Origin of the sequence: Polynucleobacter finlandensis (assembly GCF_018881755.1) — a bacterium.
GTDB lineage: Bacteria > Pseudomonadota > Gammaproteobacteria > Burkholderiales > Burkholderiaceae > Polynucleobacter > Polynucleobacter finlandensis.
This window is the reverse complement of record NZ_JACVPS010000007.1, coordinates 21,078-39,275: the sequence shown is the minus strand read 5'-3', so window position 1 is coordinate 39,275 and position 18,198 is coordinate 21,078. Positions and strand designations below refer to the sequence as shown.

Here is an 18,198-nt window from a genome sequence, read left to right as displayed (position 1 = left end):
ATGACACAAACGAATATCACCTGGATTGAAGGCGCCATTGTTGAGAATGAAATTCACATGAGTATTGTGGAACTATCTCAAGCGGCAAGCACTAGCGAAGAACTCATCATGGCATGGGTTACTGAGGGCGTCCTCAGCCCAACAGGATCATCACCTCAGGACTGGCGCTTTGGCGGCGATTCATTAAGCAGAACCAAGACCGCCGTGCGCCTGAGTAGAGATCTCGAAATCAATACCCCGGGATTGGCGCTGGCGCTTCAGTTACTGGATCAAATCTCTGATCTTAGAGCGCAACTGGTGCGCATTGCTAGCAGCAAAAAGGACTAAACCTCAGCCCTTTGCAATAAGCTTTCCCAACGCTGCATCTTTTGCTCTAAGTCAGCGGTAATCTCCGATAAACGAGCCTGCATGCTGGCCGCCAGCTCAGGCTCATTTTTATACAAATCGGGATTACTCATCTCGATTCCAATATCCGCCTGCTCTGTTTCCAGATTCTCAATCTGCACAGGCAATACTTCAAGCTCTTGACGCTCTTTACCATTTAGCTTTGACACCCCACCTTTAACTGCCGCAGGCTTTACTTCAGTCTTAGCAACCGTCTTCTCAACAGGCTTAGTTGTTTGCTCTTGTTTTGCAGCGCCATTTGCTGCGCGAATTTTATCTGAACGCGCCTTTTGAATCTTCCAATCTTCGTAGCCACCCTCATACTCGCGCCAAAAGCCATCACCTTCATTCGCAATAATGCTGGTAACCACGTTGTCCAAGAAATAGCGATCGTGACTTACTAAGAAGACAGTGCCTTTGTAGTCTTGTAGTAACTGCTCGAGCAAGTCCAAGGTATCAATATCTAAATCATTCGTTGGCTCATCAAGCACCAATACGTTTGCGGGTCTTGCAAACAAGCGGGCTAGTAGTAGGCGGTTACGCTCACCACCAGATAAAGTGCTTACAGGGGAATTTGTGCGCTCAGGAGAAAACAAGAAATCGCTTAAATAACTCTTCACATGTTTACGATTGCCATTGATCTCGATCCATTCACTTCCAGGGCTAATGTAATCTTCCAAAGAGGCATTGAGGTCAAGACCTTCACGCATTTGATCAAAGTAAGCCACTTCAATACGGGTACCCATCGTCGCTGTACCAGAATCCGGTGCAATCGTTCCCAAAATTAACTTGAGCAAAGTTGTTTTACCAGCGCCGTTAGGTCCCAAGAAACCAACCTTGTCGCCACGCAAAATGGTTGCTGTGAAATCTGTCACGATTGGTCGATCATAAGATTTCGACACATTCTGTAGGTCGGCAACAATCTTGCCACTACGATCTCCAGCAGATACAGCTAGCTTGACCTGGCCAATGGCATCGCGCCTTTGTGAGCGGCTCACGCGAAGATTTTCTAAACGGGCAATACGGGCAACGCTGCGTGTCCGACGCGCCTCAACCCCTTTACGAATCCACACTTCTTCTTGAGCAAGCAATTTATCCGCACGCGCATTAGCCAATGATTCGGAATTCATTTCCTGATCTTTTAAAACCTCATACGCTGAAAAGTTTCCGGGATATGAGCGCAATATGCCGCGATCCAGCTCCACAATTTGTGTGCAAACATTGTCCAAGAAGGCGCGATCATGCGTCACCAAAATGACCGAGCCTTGATATTCTTTTAGGAGCTCTTCTAACCAAGCAATCGAATCCAAGTCCAAATGGTTGGTAGGCTCATCCAAAATCAGTACATCAGGGACCTCAACTAAAGCGCGCGCTAAGGCAACCCGTTTCTTGGTCCCACCAGACAATGTATTGATCTTCAGATCGGCTTCGAGATGTAATCGGTCTAAGGTTTCATGAACACGTTGTTCCCAGTTCCATCCGCTGACGGACTCCAACTGAGACTGAACTTCGTCAAGGCGATGGTGAGACGCATCATCCCATTCTCCGATACTGAGAGCCTCATACTCTTCACGTAGCGCCTTGGCCTGTGCAACGCCTTGAGACACTGCATCGAAGACGGTTTCATTCGCTTCAAAAATGGGTTCTTGGGGGACATAGGCTATACGCAGGCCTTGCTGGTATTGCAGCAGTCCATCATCCAATTTCTCTATGCCAGCCAAGATCTTCAATAAAGAAGATTTGCCAGTGCCATTGCGGCCAATTAAGCCAACACGCTCCCCAGATTCGAGGGAAAAAGCGGTGTTTGCGAGGAGGTCAACGTGGCCAAAAGCCAGTTTTGCATCAGTAAGTACGATTAAAGCCATGGCGACATTATCAACGCTTCAGCAAAAGAGGGGATATTTCCCTCAATTTCTGCGAGACTAGCTGCATATGACCTGCAAATTATCGACTTCCGCACCGCGCCTGATTCTTTTTGCCGGCCATGCCGGAACTGGAAAATCTACTCTAGCCAAGAGGGCTCTGCCCCTGATTGTCAAAAAGACCGGGGCAGATTTTTTCTTCTTGGATAAAGATACGGTTTATGGGGCCTATAGCTCACACATGATGCAGCTGACTACCCATAACCCCAATGACCGAGACAGCCCCTACTACCTCGAAAATCTGCGTGATTGGGAATATTCCGGCCTGATTGATATCGCCAGAGAAAATCTACTCCTCGGTGTGAATGTCATTTTGGTTGGACCATTCTCAAGAGAAATTCAAAGTGGCAAGATGTTTAGCCCTACAGCTTTGGGTATTCCACCAGAAACCAGCATCCGACTTGCCTGGATAGATTTAGAAGAGAAGGAAGCAAAGCTTCGGATAGAGCAACGTGAAGATCCACGAGATGATTGGAAGCTAGCAAACTGGAATCAATATGCCAAACGCAGAATTGAGCCACCAGAGCATCCAGCCATTTTTCGATTCGATAATCTTCAGTTCAACGAAGAGCGCTTTGAGAAACTCGTTGAACAACTGACTCAATAAAAAAGATTAAAAAAATAGGGCCCCTTCAGGAGCCCTACCTCAAGACCTAAGAACTGAATTCTTAGAACTTGTATGCAACACCAACAGAAGGCATCCATGGATTAAGAGTCAACTTACCCCCATTTACTCCAGCAGCACTCGTAACGTTTGTAGACATAGTCGCGTACTTAACATCAATGTTTAGACCCCAGTTTTTATCAAGCATATAGTCTGCGCCAACTTGACCTACAGCACCAACACTGGAACTATCCACAGAATAAGCGCCATTACCAAGGTTATTGCGATTACTAAAAATGGTGTAGTTCACGCCAGCACCAACATAAGGCTTAAGCGCACCCAAGTCAGTAAAGTGGTATTGAAGCAAGAGTGATGGTGGTAAAGCTTTGATAGAACCAAGATTTGTTTGGTTGGCAGTGTAATTAATGTTGATAGTTTGTGGATAAGTTAACACCAACTCCGCAGCAATATTTTTGGTAAAGAAGTAGGAAACGTCGAACTCTGGAATGACTTTATTAGCAGCTTTAACGTTGGCACCCTGAACCACAGCGCCAGACTGACCATTTTGCCAAATTAAGTCTGTTGCACGTACACGCACCATCCATGGGTTTTCGCCTGATGATTGAGCTTGTGATGCAATTGGTGCCAATGAAGCTACTGCGGCCATGGCCACTACTAGTGATTTGAGACGCATGATATTTCCCTCTTTTGTTTTCAATTTGATGAATTCATTTTCAAATTGCGAGAAGGAAATGGATTTGATTTGCATCAAACCCACTGTCATAGATTTGTCACCATTTGCTTAAAAGCAACAATGTTTTGTCGAGTTTTTGATCTATATCAAAACAAGCGACATTTGATCTTTTTACAGAACCTTGGAGTAGGTTCCGCGCGCTTGAGATTCTCTTAAATGACGGTCAAAAGTCATGGCTACGCGCCTTGCTAAGAGACGTCCTTTGATAGGCACTACCATGCGAAACCCTTGCCATTCAAGGAGCCCGGCCTCTTCCAAGCCTTTTAATTCTTCAAGCTCGACCTTAAAGTATTTAGGAAATTCGATTCCATGATCTTTTGCAAACTGATCAGTGTCTAGTGCAAATTGGCACATCAACTCGCCAATGAGCTCGCGGCGTAATAGGTCATCCTTGTCCAAACGCATCCCTCTAAGGGTTGGCAAATGGCCAGCATCAATTGCGGCGTAATACTCATCTAAGGTTCTGACGTTTTGCGAATAGCAATCATCCACCTTGCCAATAGAAGAAATACCAAAGGCCAATAAATCGCACTCAGCCTGAGTGGAGTAGCCTTGAAAATTGCGATGCAACTTTCCTTCTTTCTGAGCGATCGCTAATTCATCGTCCGGTTTGGCGAAGTGATCCATTCCAATAAAGACATAACCTGCCTCACCCAAGCGCTCAATCGTATTCGAAAGAATGTTGAGCTTATCCGCTGCTGGCGGCAACTCTGCCTCAGAAATTCTGCGCTGCGGCTTAAAGATGTGTGGCAAGTGCGCATAGTTATAGACGGAGAGCCTATCAGGACTCATCTCCAGCACTAGATCCACTGTCTCTTTAAATGTTTCGGGTGTTTGCTTGGGTAAGCCGTAGATCAAATCGACGCTTCTGGATTTAAATCCATACTTTCTGGACCAGTCAATGACAGCACGCGTCTCTTCGACAGTTTGGACGCGGTGCACTGCTTCTTGCACTGCCAAATTAAAATCTTGAACTCCAAGGCTAATCCGATTAAATCCAAGCTCAGCTAGTAATGCAATATCTGCTTCGGTAACGCGGCGAGGATCAATCTCAATCGAGTACTCACCACCAGGGAGTAACTCAAAATGCTCACGCGTGTAGAACATGAGTTCTGTCATTTCTTCATGAGACAAGAAAGTTGGTGTACCGCCACCCCAATGCAATTGGGTAATAGGGATTTTTTTCTGAGCACCCATAGCTGCGGTCACCATCGCCATTTCTTTGGCTACATACTTAATATACTTGGCGCTACGGCCATGATCTTTAGTAATAATTTTGTTACAGCCACAGTAGTAACAAATGTTTGGGCAGAAGGGTAAGTGAAAATACAGCGATAAAGGCTCGTCAACTCTGGCGACCCGTTCAAGCGCGCCCAAATAATCCACTTCAGCGAACTCATTATCGAATCGATCTGCGCTTGGGTAAGAGGTATAACGCGGTCCATTGATATCAAACTTTTTCAAAAGCTCAGGATGGAATAGCACTTCTACTTCACTGTTTGACGAATTAACCACTGCTGTGCCCATAAAGACGAATCGATGTTAAATATGCATTATTGAGAGAGGCAATCAAGTGCGACTGCTTCTGCCACTTTAATCCCATCGACGCCTGCCGACAAGATTCCACCCGCATAACCAGCTCCCTCGCCCGCAGGGTATAGGCCTTTGATGTTCAGACTTTGAAAATTAGGGCCCCGGGTAATGCGTAATGGCGAAGAAGTTCTGGTTTCAACCCCAGTTAAGACAGCATCTTTCATCGAAAAGCCCTTAATCTGCTTTTCAAAGACAGGAATAGCCTCTCTGATCGCCTCTATGGCATAGGCAGGCAAGCTATCTGCTAAATCCGTTAAATGCACACCAGGCTTATAGGATGGTATGACGCTGCCAAACTCTGTAGAAGGCTTACCTGCTAAAAAGTCGCCGACCAGTTGACCTGGCGCTTCATAAGTTGACCCACCAAGGATATAGGCCTTTGATTCAATTGCTCGCTGGAACTCAATACCAGCCATTGCACCGCCAGGGTAATCATCAGGCGTAATGCCAACGACGATTCCGGCATTCGCATTTCGCTCATTACGGGAGTATTGACTCATGCCATTAGTGACAACACGATTTGGCTCCGAGGTTGCAGCAACTACGGTACCGCCCGGGCACATACAAAAGCTATACACAGAACGGCCATTTTTAGCGTGATGCACCAACTTATAATCGGCAGCGCCGATCATGGGATTGCCAGCATGGGGACCTAAGCGCGCTTTATCAATCAGGGATTGAGGATGCTCAATCCGAAAACCCACCGAGAAGGGTTTGGCTTCCATATACACACCAACATCATGCAATGCTTGAAAGGTATCGCGTGCGCTGTGACCTAAGGCGAGCACTACCTGATTAGCCGGTAGATCGTCATGCCCTTCTATTTTGACGCCCTGAATGTGATCATTCTGAATATCAAAGCCGATGACTTTCTGAGAGAAACGAATCTCGCCACCCAGCGCAATAATCTCTTCCCGAATTTTTTCGACCATACCTACCAAACGGAAGGTGCCAATATGGGGTTTAGCGACGTAGAGAATTTCTTCCGGAGCTCCAGATTTGACAAACTCGTTCAATACCTTGCGACCATAAAACTTAGGATCTTTAATTTGGCTCCAAAGCTTACCGTCTGAGAATGTACCTGCTCCACCCTCGCCGAACTGGACATTAGATTCCGGGTTTAAAACATTTTTGCGCCACAAATCCCAGGTATCCTGGGTTCTCTCGCGAACTTTCTTACCCCTCTCAAGCACAATCGGCTTGAATCCCATCTGTGCCAATACCAATGCCGCAAAAATCCCACAGGGTCCAAAACCAATCACGACAGGTCGCAGCAGTGTTCCCGATTCAATACCCTCTGGCGCTTTAGCAACAAAGTGATAGCTTGTATCAGGCGAAGGTCTGATGTGAATATCATTTGCAAATTGCTTGAGTACGCCCTCTTCATCCTTCACGGAGAGATCAACGGTGTAAATGAAGGCGAGCGCTACATTTTTTCTAGCGTCGTAGCTGCGCTTAAAGACAGTAAATGTATTTAAGTCTTTAGGGGCTAAATGTAGGCGCTTGAGAATGGCCAGCTCCAATACCTCAGGAGGATGGTCAATCGGTAAACGCAGTTCAGTAATACGAATCATGGGGTTCTACGATACACAGTATGAATGCTTACTCTGCCTTCGCCCCCGAGATTCTAACCACATTCGCCATCCGATCGAAATCTTTGACAAGCAGTTGATTGAACTCATTAGGCGTAAGACTGCCAATCTCAATACCCTGACGTCGCATACGCTCAATGATCTCTGGCTGTTTCAGTAGTTTAGACATTTCTGCAGAAATTTTATTAGTCACCTCTTTTGGTGTACCAGCGGGCGCCAGCAAACCAAACCAACTGTCAAATGCGTAACCTTTTATCGAATTACCAATAGGAGGAACGCCGGGTACAAAAGGCGAAGGTTTCTCTGAAGATACCCCCAAGAAACGAATACGACTGTCAGTGGCAAATGGAAGTGCAGCAACGTTCGCAGCAATCACTGCCTGTGCACGATCAGCTAGTAACTCGGTAATCGCATCACCCGTCCCTTTGGTGGGAATATGAACCAAATCAATGCCAGCCATACTATCGAAATAAGCCATCGCTAAATGTGATGCACTGCCATTACCAGCACTAGCGTAATTAAATTGTCCTGGCTTAGCCTTGGCCAGCGCAACAAACTCAGCAACAGTCTTTGCTGGAGATTCTGTATTAGTCATCAAGATGTAACTGCTAGTTCCAATATAGGCTGCTGCCGTGAAATCTTTAATCGGATCAAAATTTAATTTAGGAAATAAAGTGCCATTGATGTTGTGGCTCGCTGCAGCCATCACCAAGGTATATCCATCAGGTGCAGATTTAGCCACAATGCCAGTTCCGACAGTGCCACCGGCACCCGCCCTGTTCTCAACTAAGACTGGTTGTCCAAGCGCTTGGCCTAATTCAACTGAGAAGGACCTAGCCAAAGCATCCTGAACACTGCCTGGTGAAAATGGCACGACGATCTTAATCAGCTTACTAGGCCAAACTTCTGCTCCCAAGGCCGAATGGCCAAGGCTAGACAAAATCACTCCTGTCACTAAGACTAAGAAATAGCGAATTTGACGAGCAAGGGAAGTATTCATGGATATTCCGTTTAAAGGGCCTAATTCACAAAATGATACTGGGTATATGGCTAGCGCTCTTTAAAGGCGATAATGCGCCATGGCTCTACGCGCAACTATCCACAAAGCCGACCTCCACGTCGCCGATTCAGACCGTCATTACTACGGTAGTCACTCGCTAACCATTGCTAAACACCCCTCCGAGACCGAAGAGCGGATGATGGTGAGGCTCATCGCTTTTGCCCTCCAGGCACAAGAAGATCTCACCTTCACCAAAGGACTGAGCGATACCGATGAGCCGGATCTCTGGATTAAAGACCTCACAGATGCGATTAAGTTATGGATTGAGATTGGCCAACCTGATGAACGCCGCATTCTCAAAGCATGTGGACGATCCGACCAGGTGATTGTGTATTGCTATGGCGGGCATACAAGCAAAATCTGGTGGGATGGCATTGCCAATAAGCTCACACGTGCTCGCAACTTAAAAGTCATTTCTATTCCAGCTGAACAGGCCAATGAACTCAATAAATTAGTGGAACGTAGTATGGTTATCCATATCAACATTCAGGATGGTGAAGTCTACGTTTCTTCCGATCAAGGACAAGTCACTATTACTCCTGAGATCTGGCGCAACAATACCTAAGTAGTCAATTTCAGCAATGAAGCCCATCATCTTAGATACCAATATCTTGCTTGATATTTTTGTCTTTGAAGATGTCAGAGCGGACCGATTAAGAAATGCTGTTCTCAATCGACAGATCAAGACCTATTTAAACCAAACTAGCGTAGAAGAATTAGCCGATGTCATCTCTCGCCCATTCTTTGACCTAGAAGAAGGCCGACAAGCAGAAATCATGGGGCAGTGGCAGTCTTTGAGTCAGTCGATAGAAGATCCCAAGCTAGAACCGGCGCCTTGGAAATGCCAAGACCCTGATGATCAGGTCTTTTTAGATCTTGCCTTTACAGTACGGCCTTCGATCTTAATCAGCAAAGACAATGCTGTATTGAAACTAGCAACTCAAGCACTCAAAGAAGGCGTCTGGATTACTGCTGACTACAACGCCTTTGCTCTCTAGACCGAGAGCTTGAGGTTCAAGCTTTGCGCTGCTTGCGCAGCAATGTGAAATGATTTCAATCGCGCCTGATGGTCGAATATCTGACCGGTCACAATCACCTCATTTGCACCCGTTAGATCCATCCAATGCTGCATCTGTTGTTTGACAGTCTCGAGAGAGCCCACTGCAGAACACGCTAAAGAGCGTATTACTGATGCTCTTTCATGCGGCTCCCAGAAGTCTTCCATGTTGCTAGTTGGTGGAGGTAATTGCCCGCGAGTATTGCGACGCATTCTTGCAAAATGCTGCTCTAAGGTTGTAAATAAATACTGAGCTTGTTCATCGGTATCAGCAGCAACCACATTCATCACAAAAGCAGCATAAGGGCTAGCTAATTTATCTGAGGGCTTAAATAGATTGCGATAGGTATTCATGGCATCGATCAATTGCTCGGGAGCAAAATGAGAGGCAAAGGCATAAGGCAGGCCAAAGTGGGCTGCCAATTGAGCGCCATATAGGCTTGAGCCCAAAATCCAAATAGGCACCTCGGTGTCAGCCCCCGGAATTGCTTTAACAGCCTGCCCCTCCTGAATGGGTCCAAAGTAGTGTTGCAGCTCACGCACATCTTGTGGAAAGCGATCATCGCTGCCCAATAAGTCTCGACGCAAAGCTCTTGCTGTCATTTGATCGGTACCAGGCGCACGACCAAGCCCCAGATCAATCCTATCGGGAAAGAGTGAGGCTAAGGTGCCAAACTGCTCTGCAATGACTAAGGGGGCGTGATTCGGCAGCATCACGCCACCAGAACCCACCCGAATACGCGAGGTACCTGCAGCGATATGCCCAATCACGACTGCCGTGGCCGAACTCGCATTACCTGTCATATTGTGATGCTCAGCCAGCCAATAGCGCGTATAGCCCCACTGCTCGGCATGCTGCGCAACATCCAAGGAATTGCGCAAAGCATCTGCTGCGGTAAATCCCTGCGGGATCGGAGATATATCTAGAATGGAGTACGGGACACTATTAGTCATCCCAAGATCATACTGAGAAAGTAAAGATTTGACATGAACCAAGCGCGAATGGCAGCGGCTGATGAAGGCCTCTTTAAACCTGGTAGTAAGCTTAAGCACAAAAAGACAGGTGGCTTTTATAAAGTCGTTCTGCTGGCCAACGTAGAAGCGAATCTAGAACCGGCCTATGTTTATGAATCTCTGCAAAGTCATGATTTTTGGATCAGACCAAAAGCAGAGATGGAAGATGGGCGCTTTGAACTCATCACAGAATAAAACGGGAGCATGAAATGAGCGAAGATCGCATTACTAATCTAGAAATTAAGCTGAGTTTCACAGAAGACCTCATCGAAAAACTCAATCAGATTGTTTACAAACAACAACAGCAAATTGAGTTTTTATATCGAGAGCTCAAATCCATTAAAGAACAAGCCAGTAGCAGCGGTGGTGGCGGTTCAGGCAGCCTTAAAGATGAAATTCCCCCACACTATTAGGCAACTGATACCATTAAGCCAGCATCAATAGCAACTGACATTTAATTACTTCAAAGGAGTTAATCATGGGTAACTTAACGCCGTTCCTAGTTCAATGGGCATTAACCTCTTTATCCCTGTGGGTAGCCAGCTATATCTTTAGTGGCTTGCGCTTTGCCGATGGTGGATCGCTCTTGATTGCAGCTCTGTTGCTTGGCTTTGCTAATGCCATTGTGAAACCACTTCTCATCCTATTCACACTCCCACTGACTGTGTTGACGATGGGATTATTCTTGCTAGTCATTAATGCACTGGTGTTGATGCTAGTTTCTTCACTAGTAAGCGGCTTCACCATCTCCAGCTTCTGGACAGCATTTTTTGCCAGTATCTTTATTGCTTTGTTCAGCCTCTTTGTTAGCGGAGTGCTGTTTTAAGGATTTGTCTTAAGTACTAATTTGCTCCTGCAGTAATATCCGACCAAGGACGCAGCGCAGTCTTGCATGGCTGTGACTTGGTCGCCATCGACTTAGCATTTTCAGCCAAGATCGTAGCGCCGCCAGTCAAGATACCTAGGCCAATTGTCACTGCGCTATTCACCACTCCAGCCTGATTAATTCCCGAGCTAGGATTTTGTAGCGTTCCCTGTAATTTGATCAGGTTGCCCAAATCAACGCCCAAGGTAAGCCCTGATTTCTCCCTGGGAAAGATCTTGAGGTTAATTTCCTCATTATTCAAATTCACAGTGCCATTAAGCACCACGTCTAACCTGTCAGTTTCTACGCCAACAGTATCAACAACACTCACCAGGCCATTGTTGATTGGTAAATACGCTACCGCGCACTCCAAAACAGTTTGATTGGATTTTTTGCGCAAGGGATTCACAGCATCAAGCACTGTGATCACAAAATCACCGCCTTTATTGAGGAAACTGGTTGCAAGTTTTGCTTGGCCAACCGATATTTGAATTTTACCGTTTGCTCTACTAGCCAATTGATGCATGCTGATTCCGGAACTCTTCAAATTAAATGCAACCTTAGTGTCGCCACCACTGACCTTGGATTTAGCATCAGCGAGAATCTGTTCAATCGTAAAACCTTTGGCAAAGCCATCGATAGAGAGGCTCGGCGCAGTACTCTGAAACTTATCTAGAGATACATTTCCCTGCGCACGACCATTGCCCAACTCAAAACTAAAGTCTTGCATGTTGATGCGATCACCACTGAATGTTAAGGTTGCACGCAAATCACGAATAGGCTCCTGATCTGGCAAGCCCAACTGAGCAATGTCAACATTAACCTTGCCATTTGCCATCGGCAATAGATCAAATGGCAAATGATCTTCATTAAAGAAGTATTTAGACTTTCTTTTTGGTTTTGAGGCAGTATGCGGGATATTGCCATCGGACGCCGCCAAAGCGGAGCCAGCTACAAGCGAGGTCAAATCAAAAGATTTTGATTTGAGGGCAATATCAAAACTTACTAACTGCTGGGGAGTTTTATGAACATCGCCACGAACCAAGAGTGATTTGCCATTCAAAGTAATGTCCAGGTCAATATTGACCTTTAATGGCGAGGCATTCCAACTATTCAATATTTTGCGAACGGACGTTACTTTGCCGCTCACCCCTAAACTGTCATTAGCATGCTTCATATCCAATTGAATGGCAGTCTTATCGCCACCGCCCGATAAAGATAAGCGCTGTACTTCAAAAATATTTTGAGGCCCAGAGCCATCTTTATAAGAAATTCGAGCATCTGTAATGCTGACATTTTCGATAGAGACAAAACTATCGTCGCCATTACTAGGTGCAGCACTTTCTGGTTTATCAGTATTGGCATTCGCTGTAACTCCCTGGGCCAGAGGGGCAGCCAAAACCCAATTGCCCCGCCCCTCAGCGTTGGATTGCAGGTGAGCATCCAAGCCATTGAGATTGATACGGGTAATTTCTATACGCTTGCTCAATAAAGGCAGCAAGCGAATGCCAATATCAATCCGCTTGAGCTGAATCATGTCTGAGCCCGAAGCCCAAGTGGCATTACTAAGAGAAACATCTTCAGCCTTAACGCCAATAGAGGGAAAGATCGTCAAGCTCACAGGTCCTGCGATCTTCAAATCACGCCCAGTAGCTGCCTTTACAGAAGAGCTCAATAGCTGCGTGAGTTGGGCAGGGTTAATCGTACTAATGGCGTACCAAGCACCCCCCATCGCTAAAACGAGTAAAGCTAGAAATACCAGCAGGAATAACTTCAGGTTTTTATGCATATCTCAATATAGCGCATGCCTCATAAAAGCACCGCAACATTGACAATCAGGTTAGTATTTTAGGAATAAAAATATAAGTGCCGAGACTACATTTCCATGAAACTGGTTACCTACAAAACGAAGTCAAATCAATACCTCATTGGGGTCATGCAATACCCCAACATTATTGAATTAACCTCATACCTCCAAAAAGCATGTAACCCAGTGGGTAACATGGTTGAGCTTTTGCGAGAGCTAGAAAGTAATAAGACACTTTTTTCTGAACTTAATCAATATATTCAGTCGACAAAAAACTTCATCCCGCTGACAGAGGTGGAACTTCAGGCGCCCTTGTTACGCCCTGGAAAAATTGTTGCCCTGGGTAGAAATTATGCCGATCACGCCAAAGAAACTGGCGTACAGCCGTTTGAGAAACCCCGCATTATTTCTAAGTTTCCATCTTCCATTACAGGACCTAATACCATTATTCATACACCCCCCGGTGTCACTAAGCTCGATTTTGAAATTGAATTAGCAGTAGTGATTGGAAGAAGGGCTAAAAATATTTCCAGAGATCAGGCGCTCAACTATGTTGCCGGGTACACGATCTTGAATGATGTCAGCGCCCGAGAGTTTCAGTTTGATATCAGCCCACCACAAACAACTTTCGCCAAAAGCATGGATGGGTTTTGCCCATTGGGACCCTATATTTTGACGGCAGATGAGCTGACCAATCCCCAGGAACTAGAGTTAAACCTCTGGCTCAATGGTGAACTCATGCAGCATGGCAACACTCGGGATATGCTTTTCCCTGTGGACTTTCAGATTGAATATATTTCCACATTCACCACCTTAGAGCCCGGGGATATTATTGCTACCGGGACTCCAGCAGGCATAGGCGCCTTCAGAAACCCACCAGTTTGGTTAAAACCGGGAGATGAGGTCAAGCTATCCATCGCCTACCTAGATGCTTTGACTAATACCATCGCTTAGCTTATGAAAGAAAATATGAACGCCAAAAAATATCTCATAAAATATTTCCTTTGCTTGGCCGCTTTCTTTTTTAGCCTTTCAGGATTTGCTCAAAGCAACTCAGCGGCAAACTATCCGATCCGTCCTATTAAAGTCATTATTGGATTTACTGCTGGAGGCCCTACTGACATCATTGCGCGAGTTCTCGCTAAAGAAATGACTCTCAATCTAGGGCAGCCTGTAATTGTGGAAAATATTGCCGGTGCCAATTCGATGATTGCTACGAATGCAGCACTCAATGCTGCGCCGGATGGCTACACCTTGTTTTGCGCATCACTCCATTTCAACGTAAATCCTATTCTCAAGAAGAATGTTTACAAACCATTGCAAGATTTTGTTGCGATTGAACAAGTTGCTAACTTACCCATGGTGATGGTGACTAGCCCTGAATCACCCTATAAAACTGTGAATGATGTTGTGCAAGCAGCTAAAGCACGTCCAGGCGTAATTAACTATGCGATATCAGGCAATGGCAGCTCTGGTCACCTGACCGCAGAAATGTTTGCAGAAGAGGCCCATTTGCAGATGACTGGCATCCCCTATAAAGGAAACGGCCCAGCCCTGATGGACGTGATGGCTGGAAGAGTCGATTTCATGTTCTACCCGATTGTTGGCGTTCCAGAGTTGGCTAAAAATAATCGCATTCGCGTTCTCGCTACCGGCACTAAAGCGCGCAGTCCAGATTTCCCGGGCGTGCCTACTATGAACGAAGCTGGCTTTAAGGGCTTTGAGGACACGGCTCCATGGGTTGGATACTTTGCCCCCAAAGGTACGCCAGAGTCAGTGGTAAAGCGTCTGAATGCTGCTATCACCAAAGCATTGGCAAACCCTGAAGTCATTACCAGCATTAAAAATTTAGGTGCCGAGCCAGTAGGTGGAAGCTCAGCAGAATTTCAAGCCTTCTTAAAGGCGGATGTGGCGCGCTGGACAAAAATTGTTAAGGCAGCCAATATCAAAGATGAATAATGCAAGCGCTTAAAATATTGCATTACCTCAACTAAGAATGACATGACCACTCCAGCCGCCCTACCTAAATGCCCAGCCTGCCAGGAGGATATGACCTATCCAGATGGCGAAAATTTTGTCTGTGCACAATGCGGGCATGAGTGGCCCATGGCTGCAGTAGCAGATGACATTGAAGTGGGGTTGATCGTAAAAGATGCCAATGGCAATTTACTGGCTGACGGGGATACCGTTACCCTCATCAAGGACCTGAAAGTTAAAGGCTCTTCAACCACCCTTAAGGTTGGTACCAAGATCAAGGGTATTCGCCTAGTTTCGGGCGATCATGAAGTGGACTGCAAAACAGAAGCAGGCAATATGCTGTTAAAAGCCTGCTTCCTTAAAAAAGCCTAACTAAGCGCTGGCCTTCTTCAAAGTCGCGTAGATCTGATCCTTCAAAAGTAATTTCTCTTTCTTGAGGGTTTCAATTTCCTCAGGGGTAGCGGGCTCTTTATGAGACTCCATGCGCAAAATCTTTGCGTCTAAATCATTGTGCTTATCAAATAAATGTGAAAAATGGCGATCCGACGTTTTTAGCTTACTAATTAATTCACGATATTCAGGGAACATAAACTCTCTTTAGATGTTGGTGGTCGATAACTGCACTGTTCCAGTTTAGCAAGTCAGCACCCAATTTCAAGGTACTGAAAACAATTTTTTGCTAAATCCACCAACCCACTTGTAATTCCACGGAAAACCCTCATATAGAAGCAGCAAATCCTTATATAAATTGCAGTAATATCAAACAGTGCACTATGCACAATAACTACCAAAAGAAGGGTAATAAACCATGGCTACAAAGAAGTTATCAGCAAAAAAGAAAGTAGCTACCAAGGTGGTAAAAAAAGCCCCTGCAAAAAAAGCTACCAAAAAGCCAGTTGCCAAAAAGGCTCCTGCCAAGAAGGTAGTGAAAAAGGTAGTGAAAAAACCAGCAACGAAGAAAGTAGTTGCCAAAAAAGCTTCTCCTAAGAAAGTGGCTGCCAAAAAGCCAGTTGCTAAGAAACCAGTTAAAAAAGTAGCGGCAAAGAAACCTGCTGTCAAAAAACCGGCTAAGAAGCCAGTTAAAAAGGCTTCCATTAAATCACCCAAGGTTGATCAATATGGACTAGAGTCGGACGATGAATTTTATGGTCTTTACTTTGCCAAATCCACCGACGAAGGTTTAGTAGAAGTAAAGCCATGCACCTTCTCGCTGATGTATTGGTGGAAAGGCCTGCTTGGCTACCCTGACATGATCGAGATCTCCAGAGACAGCAATACTGCGATGCTGCAGTTTGAATCCACCTTCGGTGGCGGCGACTCTGGTGAAACAGAATTAACAGAGCAAGATACCTTAGAGATTGATCACATCATTGAAGTCGATGAAGAAGAGCGACTGGTATCCCTCTACTCCTACGTGCCCATCCCCGTTCCAGATAAGCTCATTGCCGCTTTAGGTTTGGCGATCTTGAATATCAATCCGGAAACGCGTTATGGCAGCCTAGAAATTTGCTCCACAACCAATGAAGAAGATGAAGATGAGCATTTCCTCAGATATCGTGTTGCAACTTACTTGCGCGGCATTAAATCTGGCAAGGTAGAAGCAATTGAAAGCATGATCACTAACGGATCTGAATTCTTTGGTATCGCTTTAGATGCAATGTGTGTGGATAAATCGATTAAGAAGTGGTTGCTTAGCTAATTTCTAAAGATCAATTACCACAGGCATAGATGTAAGTCATAGGAAAGCGGTCGTTTACTGTTTTACGTCCTTCAAGAACAGTTGCGGTTCGCTTTCCTAGTTTTTTACACTCCTCAACAGCCGCATCGTGAGACTCCTCTTCTGTGGCTGATTTCGGAGAGTGCACCCCAATAGTTCCATCAGACTGTCGATAGACGCCAAACTGACTAGGTGGGGTTCCGCAAGCCGCAAGACTGAGGCCAACAATAGCAATTACAGTAAGATAATTTTTATTCATGAATACACTACTCCGTGGGTGCTGTAAGCCTATATTAACGGAGCTTTAATATTCGTTTTGGCAATTAACCATTAAATACATATGACTACTCTTCCCTGCATTGAAATAGAAACTGCACCCAATCCAAGCGCTTCAGTAATCTGGCTCCATGGCCTAGGCGCTGACGGAAACGACTTTGTACCTATTATTCCTCAGCTCAAACTGACAGATTGTCCAGCAATTCGGTTTGTTTTCCCAAGCGCACCCAGCATGGCGGTTACTGTAAACGGTGGCTATGTTATGCCAGCCTGGTATGACATCACCGGTAGAGATCTCACCGATCGCCAAGATGTATCTGGTATACAGAAATCTGCTGCAGCCATCACCGCCCTGATTGAGCGCGAAGCTACCCGTGGCATTGCCTATGAAAACATTGTCTTGGCTGGATTCTCACAAGGATGCGCCATGTCCTTACAGGTAGGTCTGCGTTTCCCGCACAAGTTGGCAGGGATCATGGCGCTATCAGGCTACTTACCACTAGCAACATCATTAGCAACGGAAAGAAGCGCCGCCAATCAGGACACGCCTATTTTTATGGCTCACGGAATTTGGGATGCTGTTGTGATTCCGGAACGCGCCGAAGCATCTGTTGATGTATTGGAAAAGCTGAGCTATCAAGTGGATTGGAATACCTACCCCATGGAGCACTCACTCCACCCAGATGAGCTAACGGATATTTCTAGATTCTTAACCTTAGTACTAAGTTAACTCCGGGCTGACGGTTTTACTAAACCTTTCTCTGTTTTGATGCCCTGGAAGAGGGTTGCCGCCCTATATATTTCTAGTTTTGATTGATGCCAGCACCTTACCTAACGCAGAGGAGGTGATGGCATTTTGCCCTCTAAAAGGTCTATCCGTTATTACTAATAAGGAAATCAATCCCCCAAATGCTATTGGAAGAATGGTTAAACCGAATACGAAATGATCGGAAGGTAAAAATAAAGTATTGACGCCCATAAGTGTTCCAAGACAAAGAAAAATAACAACCCAAAATAATGCAGGTAAATGTTTTTCTGATCTATCAATTCTCATCTCGCGACTTTCAGAAATTTCCTCAGATTTTTTAATAATGTCTGAATATAAGGCAAGCTGTTTTGGAGTTTGTGGGTCAAGCTGAAATACATCTTGAGAAATTGATCGCCAAATCATATGCGTTTTACTGCTACCCCTACCTTCCCTGAGATCGGGCCACTCATCCTGAATGATTGACTCAATATATGCCCTTATTTTGAGGCGAATACCTAAAGCCTGTTCACTTCCAAATCGAAGTAGAAGCCTATCAAGGTTATTTATTCTGCCCGCCTCTGAAGAAACTATCATCTCAACTTCACGAAAATTGGTTTGCGCCTGATTTAATAAAAAACCTATCAGCAGGCCTGCACTAGAAGCAATTGGTGAAAATAAGGACTGACCTAATTTTGTACTCTCGTCACTAGGATCCATGAAGGGAAGTAATTGAAGCAGTTTTGGAAGGTAGTTCATTACCGTAGTAATTAAGATGATAAAAAACACCATAATCGCTAGATTTGAAAATCGATAGATAAAGCTGGGCAT

22 protein-coding genes are annotated in these 18,198 nt (G+C 45.4%); 12 read left to right on the top strand and 10 right to left on the bottom strand.

The annotated features are described in order from the left end of the window. The gene (locus ICN49_RS06195) at positions 1-327 is read left to right on the top strand and encodes a chaperone modulator CbpM (RefSeq protein ID WP_216166811.1); all 327 of its coding nucleotides are present in this window, start codon (positions 1-3) and stop codon (positions 325-327) included. Here ICN49_RS06195 and ICN49_RS06190 read toward each other — a convergent pair. Continuing rightward, a complete protein-coding gene (locus ICN49_RS06190; RefSeq protein WP_216166810.1) occupies positions 324-2,249 on the bottom strand; it encodes an ATP-binding cassette domain-containing protein in 1,926 nt (641 codons plus the stop codon). The two genes, ICN49_RS06195 and ICN49_RS06190, sit on opposite strands and share 4 nt — an antisense overlap. Positions 2,250-2,316: 67 nt before the next feature. Here ICN49_RS06190 and ICN49_RS06185 point away from each other — a divergent pair, with 67 nt between their 5' ends. Then, on the top strand, positions 2,317-2,913 hold the full coding sequence (locus tag ICN49_RS06185; protein ID WP_216166809.1) for a P-loop nucleotide/nucleoside kinase family protein: 597 nt from the start codon (positions 2,317-2,319) through the stop codon (positions 2,911-2,913). Positions 2,914-2,974: 61 nt separating this feature from the next. On the opposite strand, the gene ICN49_RS06180 is transcribed toward ICN49_RS06185, so the two are convergent. The 4 genes from ICN49_RS06180 to ICN49_RS06165 all read right to left on the bottom strand — a co-directional run bounded on the left by ICN49_RS06180 (position 2,975) and on the right by ICN49_RS06165 (position 7,849). Beyond that, the gene (locus ICN49_RS06180; protein ID WP_216166808.1) at positions 2,975-3,604 is read right to left on the bottom strand and encodes an OmpW/AlkL family protein; all 630 of its coding nucleotides are present in this window, start codon (positions 3,602-3,604) and stop codon (positions 2,975-2,977) included. A 171-nt stretch (positions 3,605-3,775) separates the two neighbouring features. Then, complete coding sequence (hemN, locus tag ICN49_RS06175) at positions 3,776-5,191, bottom strand: oxygen-independent coproporphyrinogen III oxidase (protein ID WP_216166807.1); 1,416 nt, start codon at positions 5,189-5,191, stop codon at positions 3,776-3,778. 26 nt (positions 5,192-5,217) lie between these two features. Next, the gene (locus tag ICN49_RS06170) at positions 5,218-6,831 is read right to left on the bottom strand and encodes an NAD(P)/FAD-dependent oxidoreductase (protein ID WP_216166806.1); all 1,614 of its coding nucleotides are present in this window, start codon (positions 6,829-6,831) and stop codon (positions 5,218-5,220) included. Positions 6,832-6,859: 28 nt separating this feature from the next. Further along, positions 6,860-7,849 (bottom strand): tripartite tricarboxylate transporter substrate binding protein, encoded by a 990-nt coding sequence (locus ICN49_RS06165; protein ID WP_216166805.1) that lies wholly within the window; start codon positions 7,847-7,849, stop codon positions 6,860-6,862. Between the two features lie 79 nt (positions 7,850-7,928). On the opposite strand from ICN49_RS06165, the gene ICN49_RS06160 reads away from it, so the two are divergent. Then, a complete protein-coding gene (locus ICN49_RS06160) occupies positions 7,929-8,474 on the top strand; it encodes a YaeQ family protein (protein ID WP_216166804.1) in 546 nt (181 codons plus the stop codon). A 16-nt stretch (positions 8,475-8,490) separates the two neighbouring features. Next, positions 8,491-8,907, top strand: a complete 417-nt coding sequence (locus tag ICN49_RS06155) for a putative toxin-antitoxin system toxin component, PIN family (RefSeq protein ID WP_216166803.1) — start codon at positions 8,491-8,493, stop codon at positions 8,905-8,907. Here ICN49_RS06155 and ICN49_RS06150 read toward each other — a convergent pair. Further along, on the bottom strand, positions 8,904-9,920 hold the full coding sequence (locus ICN49_RS06150; RefSeq protein WP_216166802.1) for an LLM class flavin-dependent oxidoreductase: 1,017 nt from the start codon (positions 9,918-9,920) through the stop codon (positions 8,904-8,906). The genes ICN49_RS06155 and ICN49_RS06150 overlap by 4 nt on opposite strands. A 33-nt stretch (positions 9,921-9,953) precedes the next feature. Between ICN49_RS06150 and ICN49_RS06145 the strand changes: the two genes are divergently transcribed. From ICN49_RS06145 to ICN49_RS06135, 3 genes are all read left to right on the top strand, one after another. Continuing rightward, positions 9,954-10,175 carry a hypothetical protein gene (locus ICN49_RS06145; RefSeq protein WP_216166801.1) on the top strand — a complete coding sequence of 74 codons (222 nt, stop codon included), beginning with the start codon at positions 9,954-9,956 and terminating at the stop codon, positions 10,173-10,175. A 14-nt stretch (positions 10,176-10,189) separates the two neighbouring features. After that, a complete protein-coding gene (locus ICN49_RS06140; protein WP_216166800.1) occupies positions 10,190-10,393 on the top strand; it encodes a SlyX family protein in 204 nt (67 codons plus the stop codon). A 62-nt stretch (positions 10,394-10,455) separates the two neighbouring features. Continuing rightward, the gene (locus ICN49_RS06135; protein WP_369411512.1) at positions 10,456-10,806 is read left to right on the top strand and encodes a phage holin family protein; all 351 of its coding nucleotides are present in this window, start codon (positions 10,456-10,458) and stop codon (positions 10,804-10,806) included. 16 nt (positions 10,807-10,822) lie between these two features. Here the strand turns inward: ICN49_RS06135 and ICN49_RS06130 are convergent, their stop codons facing one another. Then, positions 10,823-12,634 (bottom strand): AsmA family protein, encoded by a 1,812-nt coding sequence (locus tag ICN49_RS06130; protein ID WP_216166798.1) that lies wholly within the window; start codon positions 12,632-12,634, stop codon positions 10,823-10,825. Between the two features lie 96 nt (positions 12,635-12,730). Here ICN49_RS06130 and ICN49_RS06125 point away from each other — a divergent pair, with 96 nt between their 5' ends. The 3 genes from ICN49_RS06125 to ICN49_RS06115 are packed head-to-tail and all read left to right on the top strand — an operon-like array spanning position 12,731 to position 15,001. Further along, positions 12,731-13,606, top strand: a complete 876-nt coding sequence (locus ICN49_RS06125) for a fumarylacetoacetate hydrolase family protein (RefSeq protein WP_216166797.1) — start codon at positions 12,731-12,733, stop codon at positions 13,604-13,606. A 15-nt stretch (positions 13,607-13,621) separates the two neighbouring features. After that, complete coding sequence (locus tag ICN49_RS06120; protein WP_216166796.1) at positions 13,622-14,611, top strand: Bug family tripartite tricarboxylate transporter substrate binding protein; 990 nt, start codon at positions 13,622-13,624, stop codon at positions 14,609-14,611. 42 nt (positions 14,612-14,653) lie between these two features. Next, entirely contained in the window at positions 14,654-15,001 is a 348-nt protein-coding gene (locus tag ICN49_RS06115) for a zinc ribbon domain-containing protein YjdM (RefSeq protein ID WP_216166795.1), read from the top strand. Here ICN49_RS06115 and ICN49_RS06110 read toward each other — a convergent pair whose 3' ends face one another. Next, complete coding sequence (locus tag ICN49_RS06110; RefSeq protein ID WP_216166793.1) at positions 15,002-15,217, bottom strand: HP1242/YdcH family protein; 216 nt, start codon at positions 15,215-15,217, stop codon at positions 15,002-15,004. 220 nt (positions 15,218-15,437) lie between these two features. Here ICN49_RS06110 and ICN49_RS06105 point away from each other — a divergent pair, with 220 nt between their 5' ends. After that, entirely contained in the window at positions 15,438-16,328 is an 891-nt protein-coding gene (locus tag ICN49_RS06105) for a hypothetical protein (protein ID WP_216166791.1), read from the top strand. A 10-nt stretch (positions 16,329-16,338) separates the two neighbouring features. Here the strand turns inward: ICN49_RS06105 and ICN49_RS06100 are convergent, their stop codons facing one another. Then, a complete protein-coding gene (locus ICN49_RS06100) occupies positions 16,339-16,605 on the bottom strand; it encodes a hypothetical protein (protein ID WP_216166788.1) in 267 nt (88 codons plus the stop codon). 81 nt (positions 16,606-16,686) lie between these two features. Here ICN49_RS06100 and ICN49_RS06095 point away from each other — a divergent pair, with 81 nt between their 5' ends. Further along, positions 16,687-17,352: an alpha/beta hydrolase gene (locus ICN49_RS06095; RefSeq protein WP_216166787.1), complete on the top strand. Its 666-nt coding sequence runs from the start codon at positions 16,687-16,689 to the stop codon at positions 17,350-17,352. A 63-nt stretch (positions 17,353-17,415) separates the two neighbouring features. Here ICN49_RS06095 and ICN49_RS06090 read toward each other — a convergent pair whose 3' ends face one another. Beyond that, entirely contained in the window at positions 17,416-18,198 is a 783-nt protein-coding gene (locus ICN49_RS06090) for a bestrophin-like domain (RefSeq protein ID WP_216166785.1), read from the bottom strand.

Bases quoted from the DNA above. Each gene is read 5' to 3' on its own strand.
- ICN49_RS06130 (WP_216166798.1), bottom strand. From the start codon at position 12,634: ATGCATAAAAACCTGAAGTTATTCCTGCTGGTATTTCTAGCTTTACTC.
- ICN49_RS06195 (WP_216166811.1), top strand. From the start codon at position 1: ATGACACAAACGAATATCACCTGGATTGAAGGCGCCATTGTTGAGAAT.
- ICN49_RS06100 (WP_216166788.1), bottom strand. From the start codon at position 16,605: ATGAATAAAAATTATCTTACTGTAATTGCTATTGTTGGCCTCAGTCTT.
- ICN49_RS06160 (WP_216166804.1), top strand. From the start codon at position 7,929: ATGGCTCTACGCGCAACTATCCACAAAGCCGACCTCCACGTCGCCGAT.
- ICN49_RS06155 (WP_216166803.1), top strand. From the start codon at position 8,491: ATGAAGCCCATCATCTTAGATACCAATATCTTGCTTGATATTTTTGTC.
- ICN49_RS06180 (WP_216166808.1), bottom strand. From the start codon at position 3,604: ATGCGTCTCAAATCACTAGTAGTGGCCATGGCCGCAGTAGCTTCATTG.
- ICN49_RS06140 (WP_216166800.1), top strand. From the start codon at position 10,190: ATGAGCGAAGATCGCATTACTAATCTAGAAATTAAGCTGAGTTTCACA.
- ICN49_RS06170 (WP_216166806.1), bottom strand. From the start codon at position 6,831: ATGATTCGTATTACTGAACTGCGTTTACCGATTGACCATCCTCCTGAG.
- ICN49_RS06125 (WP_216166797.1), top strand. From the start codon at position 12,731: ATGAAACTGGTTACCTACAAAACGAAGTCAAATCAATACCTCATTGGG.
- ICN49_RS06190 (WP_216166810.1), bottom strand. From the start codon at position 2,249: ATGGCTTTAATCGTACTTACTGATGCAAAACTGGCTTTTGGCCACGTT.
- ICN49_RS06095 (WP_216166787.1), top strand. From the start codon at position 16,687: ATGACTACTCTTCCCTGCATTGAAATAGAAACTGCACCCAATCCAAGC.
- ICN49_RS06165 (WP_216166805.1), bottom strand. From the start codon at position 7,849: ATGAATACTTCCCTTGCTCGTCAAATTCGCTATTTCTTAGTCTTAGTG.
- ICN49_RS06150 (WP_216166802.1), bottom strand. From the start codon at position 9,920: ATGACTAATAGTGTCCCGTACTCCATTCTAGATATATCTCCGATCCCG.
- hemN (WP_216166807.1), bottom strand. From the start codon at position 5,191: ATGGGCACAGCAGTGGTTAATTCGTCAAACAGTGAAGTAGAAGTGCTA.
- ICN49_RS06105 (WP_216166791.1), top strand. From the start codon at position 15,438: ATGGCTACAAAGAAGTTATCAGCAAAAAAGAAAGTAGCTACCAAGGTG.
- ICN49_RS06145 (WP_216166801.1), top strand. From the start codon at position 9,954: ATGAACCAAGCGCGAATGGCAGCGGCTGATGAAGGCCTCTTTAAACCT.
- ICN49_RS06120 (WP_216166796.1), top strand. From the start codon at position 13,622: ATGAACGCCAAAAAATATCTCATAAAATATTTCCTTTGCTTGGCCGCT.
- ICN49_RS06115 (WP_216166795.1), top strand. From the start codon at position 14,654: ATGACCACTCCAGCCGCCCTACCTAAATGCCCAGCCTGCCAGGAGGAT.
- ICN49_RS06185 (WP_216166809.1), top strand. From the start codon at position 2,317: ATGACCTGCAAATTATCGACTTCCGCACCGCGCCTGATTCTTTTTGCC.
- ICN49_RS06090 (WP_216166785.1), bottom strand. From the start codon at position 18,198: ATGCCCAGCTTTATCTATCGATTTTCAAATCTAGCGATTATGGTGTTT.
- ICN49_RS06110 (WP_216166793.1), bottom strand. From the start codon at position 15,217: ATGTTCCCTGAATATCGTGAATTAATTAGTAAGCTAAAAACGTCGGAT.